The sequence below is a fragment of the Rothia gullae genome (assembly GCF_024294905.1).
Classification (GTDB): Bacteria; Actinomycetota; Actinomycetes; order Actinomycetales; family Micrococcaceae; genus Rothia.
Genome location: NZ_JANCOC010000012.1, coordinates 28,728 through 44,024, shown reverse-complemented (window position 1 = coordinate 44,024; position 15,297 = coordinate 28,728). Strand labels below are relative to the sequence as shown.

The 15,297-nt window shown below is 54.5% G+C and carries 14 protein-coding genes; 10 read left to right on the top strand and 4 right to left on the bottom strand.

Annotation, left to right across the window (positions count from 1 at the left end; all coding sequences use genetic code 11):
- Positions 1 to 2: 2 nt before the first annotated feature.
- From NML54_RS07605 to NML54_RS07580, 6 genes are all read left to right on the top strand, one after another.
- Positions 3 to 1,088 carry an acyltransferase family protein gene (locus NML54_RS07605; protein ID WP_254757184.1) on the top strand — a complete coding sequence of 362 codons (1,086 nt, stop codon included), beginning with the start codon at positions 3 to 5 and terminating at the stop codon, positions 1,086 to 1,088.
- On the top strand, positions 1,085 to 2,200 hold the full coding sequence (locus NML54_RS07600) for a glycosyltransferase family 4 protein (protein WP_254757182.1): 1,116 nt from the start codon (positions 1,085 to 1,087) through the stop codon (positions 2,198 to 2,200). The genes NML54_RS07605 and NML54_RS07600 overlap by 4 nt, the downstream gene beginning before the upstream one ends.
- Positions 2,197 to 3,624: an O-antigen ligase family protein gene (locus NML54_RS07595; RefSeq protein WP_254757180.1), complete on the top strand. Its 1,428-nt coding sequence runs from the start codon at positions 2,197 to 2,199 to the stop codon at positions 3,622 to 3,624. The genes NML54_RS07600 and NML54_RS07595 overlap by 4 nt, the downstream gene beginning before the upstream one ends.
- Positions 3,621 to 4,661 (top strand): glycosyltransferase family 4 protein, encoded by a 1,041-nt coding sequence (locus NML54_RS07590; protein WP_254757178.1) that lies wholly within the window; start codon positions 3,621 to 3,623, stop codon positions 4,659 to 4,661. Before NML54_RS07595 ends, NML54_RS07590 begins: the two co-directional genes overlap by 4 nt.
- A 64-nt stretch (positions 4,662 to 4,725) precedes the next feature.
- Entirely contained in the window at positions 4,726 to 5,673 is a 948-nt protein-coding gene (locus tag NML54_RS07585; RefSeq protein WP_254757176.1) for a glycosyltransferase family 2 protein, read from the top strand.
- 12 nt (positions 5,674 to 5,685) lie between these two features.
- On the top strand, positions 5,686 to 6,933 hold the full coding sequence (locus NML54_RS07580) for a glycosyltransferase (protein ID WP_254757174.1): 1,248 nt from the start codon (positions 5,686 to 5,688) through the stop codon (positions 6,931 to 6,933).
- Positions 6,934 to 7,016: 83 nt separating this feature from the next.
- On the opposite strand, the gene NML54_RS07575 is transcribed toward NML54_RS07580, so the two are convergent.
- From NML54_RS07575 to rfbA, 4 genes are all read right to left on the bottom strand, one after another.
- Positions 7,017 to 7,325, bottom strand: a complete 309-nt coding sequence (locus NML54_RS07575; RefSeq protein ID WP_070676147.1) for a PqqD family protein — start codon at positions 7,323 to 7,325, stop codon at positions 7,017 to 7,019.
- On the bottom strand, positions 7,322 to 8,179 hold the full coding sequence (locus NML54_RS07570; protein WP_254757172.1) for a nucleotidyltransferase family protein: 858 nt from the start codon (positions 8,177 to 8,179) through the stop codon (positions 7,322 to 7,324). Before NML54_RS07570 ends, NML54_RS07575 begins: the two co-directional genes overlap by 4 nt.
- 116 nt (positions 8,180 to 8,295) lie before the next feature.
- The gene (locus NML54_RS07565) at positions 8,296 to 9,768 is read right to left on the bottom strand and encodes a tyrosine-protein kinase domain-containing protein (protein WP_254757170.1); all 1,473 of its coding nucleotides are present in this window, start codon (positions 9,766 to 9,768) and stop codon (positions 8,296 to 8,298) included.
- A 96-nt stretch (positions 9,769 to 9,864) separates the two neighbouring features.
- Complete coding sequence (rfbA, locus tag NML54_RS07560) at positions 9,865 to 10,725, bottom strand: glucose-1-phosphate thymidylyltransferase RfbA (RefSeq protein ID WP_254757168.1); 861 nt, start codon at positions 10,723 to 10,725, stop codon at positions 9,865 to 9,867.
- A 74-nt stretch (positions 10,726 to 10,799) separates the two neighbouring features.
- Between rfbA and rfbB the strand changes: the two genes are divergently transcribed.
- The 4 genes from rfbB to NML54_RS07540 all read left to right on the top strand — a co-directional run bounded on the left by rfbB (position 10,800) and on the right by NML54_RS07540 (position 15,166).
- The gene (rfbB, locus tag NML54_RS07555; protein WP_254757166.1) at positions 10,800 to 11,798 is read left to right on the top strand and encodes a dTDP-glucose 4,6-dehydratase; all 999 of its coding nucleotides are present in this window, start codon (positions 10,800 to 10,802) and stop codon (positions 11,796 to 11,798) included.
- Entirely contained in the window at positions 11,798 to 13,213 is a 1,416-nt protein-coding gene (gene rfbD, locus NML54_RS07550) for a dTDP-4-dehydrorhamnose reductase (RefSeq protein WP_254757164.1), read from the top strand. The genes rfbB and rfbD overlap by 1 nt, the downstream gene beginning before the upstream one ends.
- Positions 13,214 to 13,423: 210 nt before the next feature.
- Complete coding sequence (locus NML54_RS07545; protein ID WP_254757162.1) at positions 13,424 to 14,587, top strand: glycosyltransferase; 1,164 nt, start codon at positions 13,424 to 13,426, stop codon at positions 14,585 to 14,587.
- A gap of 294 nt (positions 14,588 to 14,881) precedes the next feature.
- The gene (locus tag NML54_RS07540; protein WP_254757160.1) at positions 14,882 to 15,166 is read left to right on the top strand and encodes a 50S ribosomal protein L25; all 285 of its coding nucleotides are present in this window, start codon (positions 14,882 to 14,884) and stop codon (positions 15,164 to 15,166) included.
- Positions 15,167 to 15,297 lie beyond the last annotated feature (131 nt).

Sequence of the window (15,297 nt, the reverse complement as noted above, 5' to 3'; positions counted from 1 at the left end):
CTATGGCCAAGTCTCAGACCGTAAAAGCTCGGGAGGGTGAAGTTCTAGATCAGGACTTCATCACTCCCGGGCGTTTCCGGGAGCTGGACGGGTTTCGTGGCCTGGCTGCCATTACCGTGGTGATTTATCACCTGGGTGTTCCCGCTACGGAGAACTATCCGCGGACTGCTCCTTCGCCCTATGACATCGCCCTTGGCGAGTTGGGTGTCCAGCTCTTTTTCATCATTTCTGGTTTCGTGATCCTGCTCAGCGCCATCAAGAGCGGGTCGGCGCTGAAGTTCGCGATTTCGCGTTTTTCTCGTATCTACCCGACCTATTGGTTTGCACTGGCTGTGTCGGCTCTGGTGTATTTCATCTACGGAAACCCCGGACGCCATATTACGATTCCGCAGACCCTGATTAACACGACGATGCTGCAACGCTTCCTGCGTGTGGATAACGTAGATCAGGTGTACTGGACGCTGGCAGTGGAACTGCAGTTCTATGTGATGGTTGCCCTGTACCTGATTATCCGGAAGGGAAAGATTTACCGTGGGGAGCTGACTACGATTCTGCTCACCTGGTCGGTTATCGGTACGGCTCTGTGTCTGCTTTTCCACCCGGAGGCTTCTCTCGGCGGAGCTCCGAAGATGATTGTGTGGGCTGCGGTTGCGGAACATTCTTCGCTCTTTAGCTTGGGCATGGTGTTCTTCATGTACAGCCATGATCGAAAGTTCACCCGGCATATTCCCTACTTTGCGATTCTGGCTTCCCTCAACGCGGCGCTGATGCATGATTTTGCTCATGGAATCGGTGTGGCACTGATTAGTCTGGTGTTCTTCATCGTTGTATATCTGAAGAACGTTCCGGTACTTTCGAGGGGTCCGCTGAACTTCCTGGGTCGTATCTCCTACCCCCTGTACCTGGGGCACGCAATGGTTGGCTATATGTTGCTGGACCTGTTCTACCCGGTAGCCGGTCCATGGGGTTCACGCATCATCGCATTGGTTTTGGTGATTTGCTTCGCCTACCTGGTGCATATTTCCATTGAAACTAAGGTTTCTGCATCCTTCCGTTCTTTCCTCACTCGAAAGTTGACTAAGGTATGACCTCTACACCAACGGCTCTATGGGTTGTTCCGGTTCCCGATTTTGGGGGAGTAGCTCGGCACGTTGTCGATATGGTGCGTGCCGGGCTCCCCGGCTTTAACATGGTGGTTCTCGCGCCCGAGGGTAAGCTCACGAGCCGCCTCGAGGAACTGGGCGTCACCGTCATCAAAGCTGAGTTCGGTCCCGACTACGGTTTTAAGACTTCCTTTGCTTCTTTGCAGAAGGCTGTTGAGCAGATCCGCCCGGATATTGTACACAGCCACCTGGCGTATGCGGATGTTGTCGCCACCGCTGTAGTCAACGCTCTACGCATCCGTAGCGTTATCAAGCGTGGCACCTGCGTGCCGAAGCTTCTGACCACTGAGCACGGTATTGCCGGTAATGACTCGGTGTACCACGGTAGCTCCTGGCGTTCTAAGCTTATGGAGACCGTGCATCGTGTGCGTCTGTGGGGTACCGATCAGGCGATTGCTGTTTCTCGTTCTACCGCTGATCAGATGCGTGTCAAGTGGGGCGCTCGTGGCGTGGAGCTGGTGTACAACGGCGTGGATATCCCCGAGGTACACGCGGCTGTTGAGCAGCAGCGTGTTCCCGTAGAGAGAGGTCCGCGTATTCTCTCGCTGTCCCGTCTGTCCCCTGAGAAGGGTATTGACGTGCTACTGGATGCTTTTGCGCACCTTCGTGCTGATTACCCGCAGGCTCATCTTGAGATTGCGGGCTCTGGTGATTTGGCGTCCGAGTTGAGGGCTCAGGCTCAGCGTCTGAACCTGGGTGATTCGGTGACCTTCAGCGACTTTGTTAACCCGATTGAGGCGATGGGCCGTAGCGACATGATTGTTCAGCTGTCGGTGTGGGAGAACTGTTCCTACACTCTGCTGGATGCTAAGGCTGCTGGTCTGAAGACGGTCGCTACCGCTGTGGGTGGTAACCCGGAGATTTTGGGTGCCGACGAGCTGGTGGACCGCCAGAGCGCAACCCTGACTCAGGATGTTCTGCAGGCTATGCGTGCGCAGCTGCAGAAGGGTGAGGCTGAGCCTTTCACCTGGAGTTCGAATGAGCAGATGGCTGCTCAAACTACTGAGATATACGCTCGTACTTTGGAGAAGAAATGACTGTAGCTCACTCTCAACCTGCATCTGGAACTAAGTATCCAGCTTCCGCAGGTACCTCTTCGAGCAATGCTACTCGTTTTGGACAGGTAGCGAAGGCTGAAGCGAAATACCTTGCTAGTAGTGTTTCGAAACTGTCAATGCTTGACTTCTGGGCAGGGTTTGGACTGATTTTTATCGGTATTACCACGGCGTTCTTCGCTCTCCCTGTGGGTACCGTCGTGGTGATGGTCCTAGTACTCGTCAACCTGACTCGTCCCGCGAAGATTGAGAATCCGCACAACAGCCTGTTCTTCGCAATCCTGTTATTGGCAATCGGCTGGGCACTCTTTGAGACACTAGCTTTTAACAACTTCCCTATTGAGTATGCTATTCGCCGTGCGGTTCGTATGGCAATTGTGGTGCTACTTGCGCTACAGATTGCGCAGAAGAAGATTGACGTGCGATCTCTGCTGTTCGGCGTGGCCTTTGGCCTGCTGTTTAACTTCATTGGGTTCTACACGCGTATTGCTCCGGATACATATGGTGGTGTGCTAACCGGTTGGTTGAACGATAAGAACCAGTCGGGTTTGTACTATGCGCTTTTCGGTTTTCTATTTGTGGCTATGGTCCAGAAAACGAAACACCGAGTCATTGCTATTTGTATTACTTCCGGAATGCTGTGGTTGACTGGTTCCCGAACCTCCCTTGCGGCCTACGCATTTGCCATCTTGTGGCTGTATTTTTCTCATCGGCTGAACCTTTTAGGTAAAGCTATTTTGGCGTACCTATTCTACCTAGGAGTGAACTTCCTAGAGGACAACTTCGCGCGTGCCGGTGCCTTCGCCGACCGACTCGGTAGCGATCTTCTGCGTCAGCGAATTGACGAGGCAATGTATCGTATGATCGATGTGGTCCCTTGGTACGGTGGCGGGCTGGGTACTGCACAGGTCCCTATCCAGAACCGATACTTCTACTTCCACAACTCCTACATGACGCTAGTGCAGGAGGGGGGTTGGGTATACATGATTGTCATTGTGAGTCTCATGGTTAGTGTGACTTTCTTTTGGAAACAACCGCGTGTACCCAGAATCGTGATTGCGGAAGCAACGATGGTGATTATTCTTATTACCTCGGAACGTCTAGGTGAGGTTATCTTGACTGTACCTTGGGCTATTACGGTGGGCCTGGCACTGCTGTACCTAAACCCTGATGATAAGCTGGATGCCTCAGACCGCGGCCGTATTGAAGCCACGCTGGCTACCCTGGCGAAGAACCAGCCAGACTCCTTGCAGGGACAGGAGAAAACCGTTGCAGTTGTGCCGGAAGTAATCACCGAGGACACAAACATTACTGTAGCGCCTGTAGCTAATCGATCCTCTTCGAATCCCAACTATTCCTATAACGTCGCTTCTATCCGTCAGCAGGCGAGGAAAGTACAACGATGAAAGAACTTTACATCGCCACCAATAACGGTGACATGGGTGGCGGTGAGATTATGCTTCTGAATATCGCCCGCGCAGCCCGTAGTCTTGGCTACAAGGTCACTATTGTGGGGCCTTCCGAGCCGAAGCAGCTTGTAGATGCTGCTGCGGATGAAGGTTTTGCGCGTGTGGTACTGCCAGCTAAGAACCGCGCTCAGTACATGGTAGCTCTGCGTAGCTGGCACGCTCGCCACAAGGATGTTCTGCTGTGGTGTAACGGTATGGTTCCCGCAGCGGCAACGGGCGGTCGTAAGAACCGCATCGTGCACCTGCACCAGCTTCCTACCGGCGTGAACGCGAAGCTCGTACCCTTTGCCCGTCGTAAGGCATCTGTCACCTTGGTTCCGAGCCGCTATGTGGCGCGTGCCTGCCCTGGCAGTGAGGTTTTCGCAAACTGGGTTAGCGGCGTATCCACCGAGCTGGATCACCGTGTGGGGGAGCGCCGCCTCCGCATCGGTTACCTGGGGCGTTTGACTCCGTCTAAGGGCATTGCGACCCTGTGCCAGGCGATGAGTTCCTTGAACTCTAACGGCATTGAATACGACCTGGTGATTGGCGGCGAGCCTGTCTTCGCATCTGACGAAGAACGAGCTGAGGTTGAGGAGGCGCTAGCTCGTGTCGCCACCTTCAGCACTCGTTTGGGCTGGACTACCCCGGACCGTCTTTTCGGTGACATCGACATGCTCGTTGTACCTTCGATTGCCCCCGAGTCCTTTGGCCTGGTGGTCGCTGAAGCGATGAGCACACGCGTCCCTGTAATCGTCAGTGACGCTGGTGCTCTGTCGGAGGTGCTGGGCGGCGCATCGTACCCGTACGTTGTGCCTGCTGACCAGCCGGTAGCTCTTGCGCAGGCTATTAAGAGCCTGGGTACTGAGCTTCGAGAAGATACGGATGCACTGGCGGAGCGGACCTCCGAGCTGTTCTGGAGTTGGCAGGAGAACTACTCGCCCGAAGCAGGTAAGGTTCGTGTTGGTGAGATTCTGGAGCGTTTTATCCGCTAAGGTGCTTCTAACCCTATAGATCATCCCCAACGTATATCCTCTCGCTCAAACCCGAAGGAAAATTATGACGACTACCCACCGTTACAAGGCTGCGGTTATCATTCCCTCTCGCGGTGGTGCAGATATTCTGCACTACCCGCTGGATGCGCTTGCCGCCCAGACCGAGAAGGACTTCCAGGTTATTGTGGTCCTCGACGGCGATATTGACAACAGTGAAGCTGTGCTTGACCGCTACATTGCGGAAGGCAAGCTGAACTTGACCAAGATTGTTTTCGAGGAGAATCGTGGGCGCGTCAGTGCGTTGAACGCTGGTCACCGTGCGGCTGATGCGGATATCCTCATCCGTTGCGATGACGATCTTGAGCCTGCTGCTGACTATGTCGAGGCGCAGATTCGCCTGCACCGGGATTATGACGGTGTGATTGGTACCTTGAAGAACGTGTACCCGGACACTCCCTATTCTCGTGTGTACGGTAACTTCCGCGATGCCCGCTTCAAAGAGGGAGCCCTCAGCGTAGCTGAAGAAGGCCGTTGGCTGTACTGGAACGGCAACTCTTCTATCTCTGCGGAGTACTTTGACCGTACTGGCGGATACGACCCTGGGTACCGTCTCTACGGGTGGGAAGACGTAGACATGGGCAAAATGGTCCATGACGCTGGTGGCCGTATCATCATCTCTGATGAGGTTGAGGTCAAGCACTATGCTGAGGCTACCACCACTGCAGTGCGTGCCCTGCGTGCCCTGCACTCGGGTTCTGCCCGCACCATCTTCGTGCGTAAGCACGGCGATGCGGCGCACCCTGCCCCGAACCCGACCGGTCCCTGGGGTTTCTTGGTCAAGACCCTCGCTCGTTTTACCACCGAGAAGACCATTAAGGCTCTTGGCGATGCGAGCGATAAGATTCTGCTCAAGCTGCCTGCTAAGGCGGCTGAGAAGCTTGTGGCTTTGCAGGTTGAGGCTGCATCTTACGCCGGTATTCACTATCCTGAGCGAGCTCAGAAAGTTTTCTAGGAGGAAAAGAAAATGTCACTCACTCAGCTCTTGACCTCCGTTCCGTTTACCGGGCTGAAGAACCCCGACGCGGTGCTCGCGGATATCCCGAAGACCCTCAAGAAGCTTGGCCGCCTGGCGCGCCGTTACGTGCCGCTGGTTAAGCCTGAGGCTACTGAAGAGATTGCGATTGCCCACGACTACCTGACTCAGCGCGGCGGTGCGGAGCGTGTTGTCCTGGCAATGCACCGTGCGTTCCCGGAAGCACCGATTTACACGACTCTGTACGACCCGGAGGGCACTTTTCCCGAGTTCAAGGACGCGAAGATTATCACGAGTCCTTTGAACAAGATTGGTTATCTGCGTCGTAACCACCGCATGGCGCTACCGATTCTGCCGTTTGCTTCTTCTTTCTTGAAGGTGCCGGCTGAGCGTGCTGTGGTGTCGACGACCGGTTGGGCGCACGGCTTCAACTTCGCCGGCCGTAAGTTCATCTACTGCCATTCGCCGGCGCGTTGGCTGTACCTGAGCGATCAGTACTTGGGTGAGAAGAGCACCGGCCCCGTACCTCTGCTGCTGAAGACCCTGCGTCCCGGTCTGATGCTGTGGGATCACTGGGCGGCTCACCGCTCGGCGGTGTACGTGGCGAACGCGAGCGTGATTAAGAAGCGCATTGAGCGGGTGTACGGCAAGAAGGATGTTCCGATTTTCTTCCCGCCGCACTCGGTAGACACCACCGCACCGGTTGAGCCTATTCCGGGTCTGGAAGAGTTCACCGAATCGGACGATTATTTCCTGATTGTTTCTCGCCTGCTGCCCTACAAGAATGTTGATAAGGCTGTTGAAGCCTGCAATGAGTTGGGTAAGAAGCTACTGGTGATTGGCCGCGGTCCGGAGAAGGAACGCCTGGAAGCGCTTGCGGGCCCGACCGTTCGTATTGCTTCGGGTGTTTCGGACGCGCAGCTTCGTTACGCGTACCGTCACTGCCTGGCACTGCTGGCTATCTCTTATGAGGACTTCGGTATTACTCCGCTGGAAGCGGGTGCTAGCGGCAAGGCCGTGATTGCCTACCGTGCGGGCGGCTTCCTGGATACCATTCAGGAAGGTAAGACCGGTATGTTCATCAACCAGCCGACCGTGGAGCAGCTGGTGGAAGCTCTTAAGGCTTTCAACCCGGACGACTGGAATGCCGACTACATCCGTGAGCACGTTGACAGTTTTTCGGAGGCTCGTTTCATCAGCCGTCTGAAGATGTACGTGCAGGCTTTGCCCGAAGACTAAAAGAGCTAGACTGCTCATAGAAGAAGGCGGGGGGGTAGAACTATAAGTTCTACCCCCCCCCTTCTTTGTGTCTTCTGGGAAGCCTAGCGGGCCTCTAGGAGCCCCTTGGAGAGCAGTTCAGGAATAAAACCCTCAATCTGCGGTCCCATAGTCTCTATTGGCTGTTCATACATTTCGCAGAGCACGTCGATAGCGTCCTGCAACGGCATCGGGTCCTCAAAAATACTCCAAATAATGGAGGCTGAATCCTGAAGAACAGACAGCTCACCGTTGGCAAGATTCGCGAGATAAGTTGCCGTGGGGGAGTACTTAGCGAACTCTTCAGAATGAACGTACGCGATATTCTCGGGGATGCCGTATACGGTCTGACGGGAATCTACTGGATTGCTCATTTGTTCACCTTGATTCCGAAGCGTTCAAAGAACTTGGCACGTATTTCAGCCTTCGTGGGGGCGCGTCCAAGTTGCATCGCCAAATGGTCCTTATTGACAAAGAAAATATTTTTGAGGGTGCGTAGCTTATCGTGCAGGGTGGTCGCCGACTGCAGGCGTCCCATCCACTGGATGTAGTGGGGCACATCCTGGGAGACTGACAGCCACAGTAGGTAGTCGCGGTCGTTACGGTACTGCTCCAGACCGCCCATGGCCGCACTATATGCCAGGGACGAGTCAAGCTCCTCGGCGCGGGCTCGTAGGCGCTGCCAATCGCTATAGGAGAGCAGAGAGACCAGATAGTTGATATCTGCGCTGTATCGTGATGCCGCGCGGGCGCGGTGAAGCACCACGAGAAGACGCGCATCCAAATCGCTGGGGATAGTGCAGGGACGGTGAGCAATCATACGGGTCTTGCGCGCCGCCCAGACGCGCTTAAACGCCTTCTCATAATCGCCGTGGCGTCCTAGACCGGGGAAGAAACGATGGATATCAGTCAGGCCCCATGAAGCGTGGTAGAGCGTCATCGCGTGCTCGAACACAGAGCCTGTCTCGAAGTGTGCTTGAATACGCCATCCATCTGCCAGAAGAATCTCTACAAAACGGTCCACGTGAGAGGGCCGGACAAGCAAGTCAGCGTCGGAGCTGTACCTACCTTTGCGGTAAATTTCCTGGGAGAAAGCGTAGCCTTTGACATGCAGAATATCGATGGAGTGCATGTCGGCAATACGCTGGAAGTAGGCGTGCGCAAGCCGAATCCGTGCCGCGAGCGGAGTAGTCTGCGGCTCCGGGGTATTGGGTGAGTGAGTGGTCACAATAGCCTTTCGGTGCACATGTATACCAGATAAGTATAAGGCGGGACGGGCAGAAAATACTGCCCATCCCGCCCTAAGTCGCTCCCTATGGTTTAGGGCGCTTATTACGTTGTTACTTACTTCTTGGTCGAGGACTTCTTTGACGACTTCTTGTCGCCTTCCTTGCCGTCACCGTAGTAGGTTGCATAACCAACGTAGGCGCTTGCGTAACCGAAGCCGTAGTAGGAGTTACCCAGACCCTTACGGGGTGCTTGGTTCAGAACCATACCGAGGAGGTTCGCATTGACCTTCTTCAGGATGTTGGAAGCTTCAGTCATCTGCTCACGGTGGCTTCGGCCGATAGAACCAACGAGAATCACGCCATCCACGGAGCGGGAGAGCAGCGAAGCGTCGGTCACGGGCAGCAGCGGCGGAACGTCGACGACCACGATGAACTCTTCGGAGAGCTCGTTAATTAGCTGGCGCATCTTATCCGAGCCCAGAAGTTCGGAGGGGTTTGGGGGGATACGGCCCGCAGGTAGGACAAAGAGGTTAGATTCGTCTAACTGGTGGACGGCGTTAGCAATCTCAACCTGACCAGCCAGAACCTGGGTCAGACCGACCTTAGCGTCGAGCTTCAGCTTCTTAGCCACGGTCGGGCGGCGCAGATCGGCGTCAATGAGGATGACGGGCGAACCCGCATCAGCCATTGCGCGAGCCAGCGACAGCGACACGGTCGACTTACCTTCACCAGGCACTGCGGAGGTGACGATGAACGAACGCGGAGGAGTGTCAACGTTCACGAAGCGCAGGTTGGTGCGCAGCTGGCGGATGGACTCCTGGGCGATGTGGTCGTCGGTGTCACCCTTAACGATGTTGTCTTCGTTCAGGTCGTCACTGACGGGCAGAACACCGAGGACGCTTGCTCCAGTTGCTTTGGTCGCGTCGTCACGGGTACGGATGCGCTGGTCCAATGCACGGCGCAGGAATATTGCGGCGTAGACCAGAACCAAACCGGTACCAGCGCCGATAAGGGTGTTCTGCTGGTAATTCGGAGCTACCAGCGGCGGGTTAACGCTTGCGTTGTTCAGAGGAATCACACGAACGGTGTTGCCGCCAGCGGGAGAAGCAGCAGTACTGTCGCCATTTACCAGAGCCTGAGCGTTACCGGAGTTCTGCTCAATCTCCTTGATGTAGTCGGCAGTAGCCTGCAAAGCACCGTTAGCGAGTAGCTGTGCGTTCTTCGGGGAAGAAGCCTTAGCACTCACGGTAATCAGCGCAGCGTTTTCACCTGCGGCTGCGGTGAGGCTACCGCGAATTTGACCGGTGGTCAGGGACAGTTCGGGGTTGTTCTGCTTAATCTTCTGTGCCACGGCCTCAGAGGAGACGATAGCTGCGTAGGAGCGAGCACGCTCCTTAGCGGCTGTGGAGCCCGAGAGAACATCCACCGTACCGGACTCGCCCACGGTCACGTAGCCCGAGGACGATGCAGCGTAGACCTTCGGCTGGAGAGAGGCATAGCCGAAGCCCGCTACGGCACCGACAACGATGCCAATGATCAGCAGCCAGAGGTTAGCCCTCGTGGTGCGGAAAAATTCCAAAATGGTCATGGTAGTGAGAATACTCCAGAAAGTTTGAGTTAGTGTACCTGCAACGTGGAGTGTTGTTGCAGGCGGTGAAGGGATATGAAAATCCCCCGGTGTTTATTAGCGGAGCAATCCGAGCAGGTAGCTACCGTAACCGCTCTTGACGAGGGGGGTAGCGATGTCGCGCAACTGCTCATTGGAGAGCCAACCGTGGCGCCACGCAATTTCCTCCGGGCAACCAACTGACAGACCCTGACGGCTCTGAACAGTACGGATGAAGTTAGTGGCATCAGCGAGTGAATCAAAGGTTCCGGTATCGAGCCACGCGGTACCGCGAGGCAGAACCTCAACCTTCAGTTTACCCTGTTCCAGGTAGACACGGTTGAGGTCAGTGATTTCCAACTCACCACGAGGGGAAGGCTTAATCTGACGTGCATACTCTACAACCTTCGAGTCGTAGAAGTACAGGCCCGGAATAGCGTAGTCACTCTTGGGATTCTCGGGCTTCTCTTCAATAGATAGCGCGTTGAGATTCTCGTCGAACTCCACCACACCGTAAGCGCGAGGATCAGCAACCTGGTAAGCGAATACGGTCGCGCCGTCCTTCTGCTCGTAGGTGGCAAGCTGAGTGCCCAGACCGGGGCCGTAGAAGATGTTGTCACCGAGCACGAGTGCTACAGGGTCATTACCAATAAAGTCGGCACCCAGAATAAATGCCTGTGCCAGACCGTCCGGGGAAGGCTGCACCTTGTATTCGAGATTAATACCGAAACGGGAACCGTCACCGAGCAGTCGCTGGAATTGCTCCTGATCGGTAGGAGTGGTAATAATCAGAATATCGCGGATACCCGCCAGCATGAGAGTGGACAGCGGGTAGTAAATCATCGGCTTGTCATACACCGGAGTGAGCTGCTTACTAATACCCTGAGTGATAGGGTGCAAACGGCTTCCGGTACCGCCGGCAAGAATAATTCCCTTCATAACTTCTTATTGTGTCATGTTTATCTCTTTGCTGAGGCATAAAAATCACTGTTTAGCCAGGTAAAATCTACCGTATGGCTCACATTCTTGTTACCGGCGGTGCCGGTTTTATTGGTTCGAACTTTGTTCACCACCTCATCGATAACACTGATCACACTATTACCGTGCTGGATAAAATGACCTACGCCGCAAATGCTGCGTCTTTGGAAGGTCTTCCTGAATCCCGCTTCAAGATCGTCGTAGGCGACATCGCCGACCGCGAGCTGGCTGACGAACTGGTCGGTAAGGCAGACGCTATCGTTCACTATGCTGCGGAATCTCACAACGACAACTCCCTGTCCAACCCCGAACCGTTCATCCACACTAACCTCATCGGTACTTTCAGCCTCCTGGAAGCAGTCCGTAAGCACGGCACTCGCTACCACCATATCTCCACCGACGAGGTCTTCGGTGACCTTGAGCTGGACGATCCGGCAAAGTTTACCGAAACCACTCCCTACAACCCCTCTTCCCCTTACTCCTCCACTAAGGCAGGATCCGACCTGCTCGTGCGCGCATGGGTCCGCTCCTTCGGTATTGAAGCAACCATCTCTAACTGCTCCAACAACTACGGCCCCTACCAGCACATCGAGAAGTTCATTCCCCGCCAGATCACTAACATCCTCTCGGGTCTGACCCCGAAGCTGTACGGCGAGGGCCTGAACGTTCGTGACTGGATTCACGCATCCGACCACTCTTCTGCTGTGCTACGCATCCTGGAGCAGGGCAAGATTGGTGAAACCTACCTCATCGGTGCAGATGGTGAAGAGAACAACATCACCGTTCTGCGCACCATCCTGCGACTGATGGGCAAGGACGAGAACGACTTCGAGCATGTGGTTGACCGCCCCGGTCACGACCTGCGCTACGCAATCGACGGTAGCCGCCTGCGTGCAGAGCTCGGCTGGGAGCCGAAGTTCACCGACTTCGAATCCGGTCTTGCCGACACCATTAAGTGGTACACCGACAACCGCGGCTGGTGGGAGCCCCTGAAGGCTGAGGTTGAGGCGAAGTACGCAAAGGCTGGCCAGTAATGACTAAGGAATTGAAGGTTACTGAAACCGAGATTCCCGGCCTGCTCATTATTGACCTGCCGGTTCACGGCGATAACCGCGGCTGGTTCAAGGAAAACTGGCAGCGCGAGAAGATGGTTGCAGCCGGTCTGCCCGACTTCAACCCGGTGCAGAACAACATTTCGTTCAACGCTTCGGTAGGTACCACCCGTGGTATTCACGCCGAGCCGTGGGATAAGTACGTTTCTGTTGCGACCGGCCGTATCTTCGGCGCCTGGGTTGACCTGCGTGCCGGCGAATCCTTCGGTAAGGTTGTCACCGTGGAGCTGGGTCCGGACACCGCAATCTTCGTGCCCCGCGGCGTGGGTAACTCCTTCCAGACCCTGGAAGAGAACACCGCCTACACCTACCTGGTGAACGACCACTGGTCGGCGGATGCAGTATCCGGCTATAGCTTCCTGAACCTTGCCGATGAGACCGTCGCAATCGACTGGCCTATCGATCTGGCCAAGGTAGAGCTCTCCGAGAAGGACCGTAACCACCCGCGTCTGAACGAGATCAAGCCCCTGGAAGCCGACCCGATTCTGATTATTGGCGCTAGCGGTCAGCTCGGCACCGAGCTGGTTCGCCAGCTCACCGAGCAGAACGTACCCTTCCTTGCTGTGGATCGCAACCGCCTCGACCTGGGCAAGCCCGAGCAATGGCGCGACGCATTCCGCTGGCGCTCCTTCCGCGCGGTCATCAACGCTGCAGCGTACACCGCAGTGGATCAGGCAGAAACCCCCGAGGGTCGCCGCGACGCCTGGGCAGCTAACGCTCTGGGCGTGAGCGCTCTTGCCTCCATCTGTGAAGAAGCTAACCTGCCGCTGGTTCACGTATCCACCGACTACGTCTTTGACGGTTCCCTGCCTCTGGGTGAAGAATATCCGGAGGATTACCCCTTGGCACCGCTGAGCGTCTACGGCGCTTCCAAGGCTGCCGGTGAGGTTGCCGCTGCCGCATGGCGTAAGCACTACACCCTGCGCACCAGCTGGGTTGTTGGCGCCGGCAAGAACTTTGTGGGTACCATGGCATCCCTGGCTGAGCGTGGCATTGATCCGTCCGTGGTCGCCGACCAGTGGGGCCGCCCGACCTTCACCCAAGACCTGGCTGCTGCTGCCCTGCACCTGCTCTTCTCCGGCGCGGAGTACGGCACTTACAACGTGTCGAACACCGGTGAAGTCATCAACTGGGCACAGTTTGCTCGTGCAGTGTACGAAGGTACCGGCCATGACCCGGCACGAGTTAGCGACACCACCACCGAGGAATACTTCGCCAACGCTGAGCTCTTCGCTCACCGTCCGACGAACTCGGCAATGGACCTGTCCAAGCTGATTGCTGCAGGCTTCACCCCGCGCGATCACCGCGCCGCATTGGAGAGCTATCTGAAGCAGTAAATACAGAGTGTTCACTGATTAGCCCCTCAAATTCGAGAGTATTAGTTATGATTTGTAAAATCGGTAAACGATTAACTCTAAATTTGAAGAGGTATTAGTAATAGAGTGTACGAAAGTGTACGAATATAGATTTATTCAGGTATACATAAATCGTTGATTTAATGTAATCTAACACCTGTACAACTGTATTCATTCATAGCGGAGGAGACTATGGCTGTTGATAGTCTGGGTGAGATTGTTTTTGTTGATCCCGGAAATGCTTTTGAAGATTCTGATGGTTTTTATATCTATGAACGTAGCTTCTTAGGATATAAAGCGTATAAGGATTTTCTTGAAAAAAACTATCCTGAGGTAAAGTTTACTGTGGTTACTGAAGGGGGCGTTATTGATTTTCAAAAATACCTAAATCCTTCGACCTGTAGGAGGTTCTCGAAGGGTGATATTAACTTCAGAAAGGAATCTGCAGATAAGTATCTGCAGAATGCCAAGGGTAACGTTGTTGCCCTAGTTCTTGGTAAAAAGGGTGCAGAGCGTTTCCTGTCCATGCCTTGTAAAGTTGTGTATGTTGCCGAAGTTACGCGACGGATTCGTTACGCTATCTTCCGCGCTGAATCATCGCGAAACGGAAAGATTGGAGTGATGGACACTCTTCGGGCATATCTTGGTCTCTGGAAGGGGGAGCTTGTGACCCGAAAAATGATGCGTAAATCCGCGGGCATTCAGTGTAATGGTCCTGCGGTATTTGAATCATATGGCAACCTTTCCAAGAACTCATTCTTGTATTTTGATCATCGAGTTGACAATGTTGCTAAAAAGAAGGATTTCAATAAATCCTTGAAATCAATTGCATTTTCAGGAAGTATGTCGCCGTTGAAGGGCTCAAAGTATATAGCTGATATATCATGGGCTGTATATAACCTAAATCCTGAAATTGTTTTCTATCTCATTGGAGATGGGCCGGATAGGCAGGAAATTCTTAAAAAGGGAGCCCCTAATATTGTGTATAAAGGTTTCATGTCCTATAAGGATGAATGGGAGCCTTTTGTTCAAGAGAATATTGATTTGATGGTTATGCCTCATCTGCAGGGTGACCCCTCGATGACATATTATGAAACCCTTGGGCAGGGAGTTCCCATTATTGGATTCTCGAATGAAACGCTAGACTTTCTGGTCTCTCAAAAAATGGCTTGGTCTGTTCCTCAGGGCGATGTTCAGCAACTGGCTCAAAAGATTGATGGGATTCTTCGCGCTCCTGGGGAATTGGCAGCTGCCTCAGTGCGGGCTCGTAGATTTATGGCTGAGAATTTGTATTCCCAGGTACTTGCTCGAAGGATCGACCACCTTGTATCGATTCTGAACGAGAACGCCTCCTAAAATCAGCGTTCCAAGGTTCGTACTCTAAGGATTAGTACCGTTGCGAGAGGAGCGGACATCCGCCACCCTCTCAGCACTCGTGCTGATGCTATTCAGCATAAAAGGCGTGAAAAGCGCCATATCACAGGTTCCCGGCCCTTGAAGAAGAGCCGGGAACCTGTACAATATTGTCTTGGCCAAGGCGAGGGCAACCGTAAAATACGGTAGCCGTTATCGACGAGGTGGCGTACGGATTCTTCATCCGCGCCGTTTCTCTTGGCGCGTTATGTATAGACTACAGAAATGGAGAATCCCATGGCTGAATTCAAGATTGTTGCAGAGCCCCGCGTTGACTTCGGTAAGGGCTACGCACGCCGTGCACGCGTTGCAGGCAACATCCCCGCTGTTGTTTACGGCAACGGTGCAGAGCCCAAGCACCTGACCCTGCCCGGTCACGAGACCACCCTGGCAGTTCGTAACGCAGATGCAGTGCTGGTTATCGAGGTTGAGGGTGAGACCATCAAGGCTCGCGTTCAGGACATCCAGCGCCACCCCATCCGCCCCGAACTGCAGCACATCGACCTGGTGTTCGTTGCGTAAGTAGCGGATTTCAACGCTTATAGACCGGCATAAGCCGGGCTGGGAACGGCTCGCATCCTCATACGGGGTGCGGGCCGTTTGCATACCCCGCAGACAAGAAGCGGGAGCAGCCCCTTCCGAACTCAGAAAGG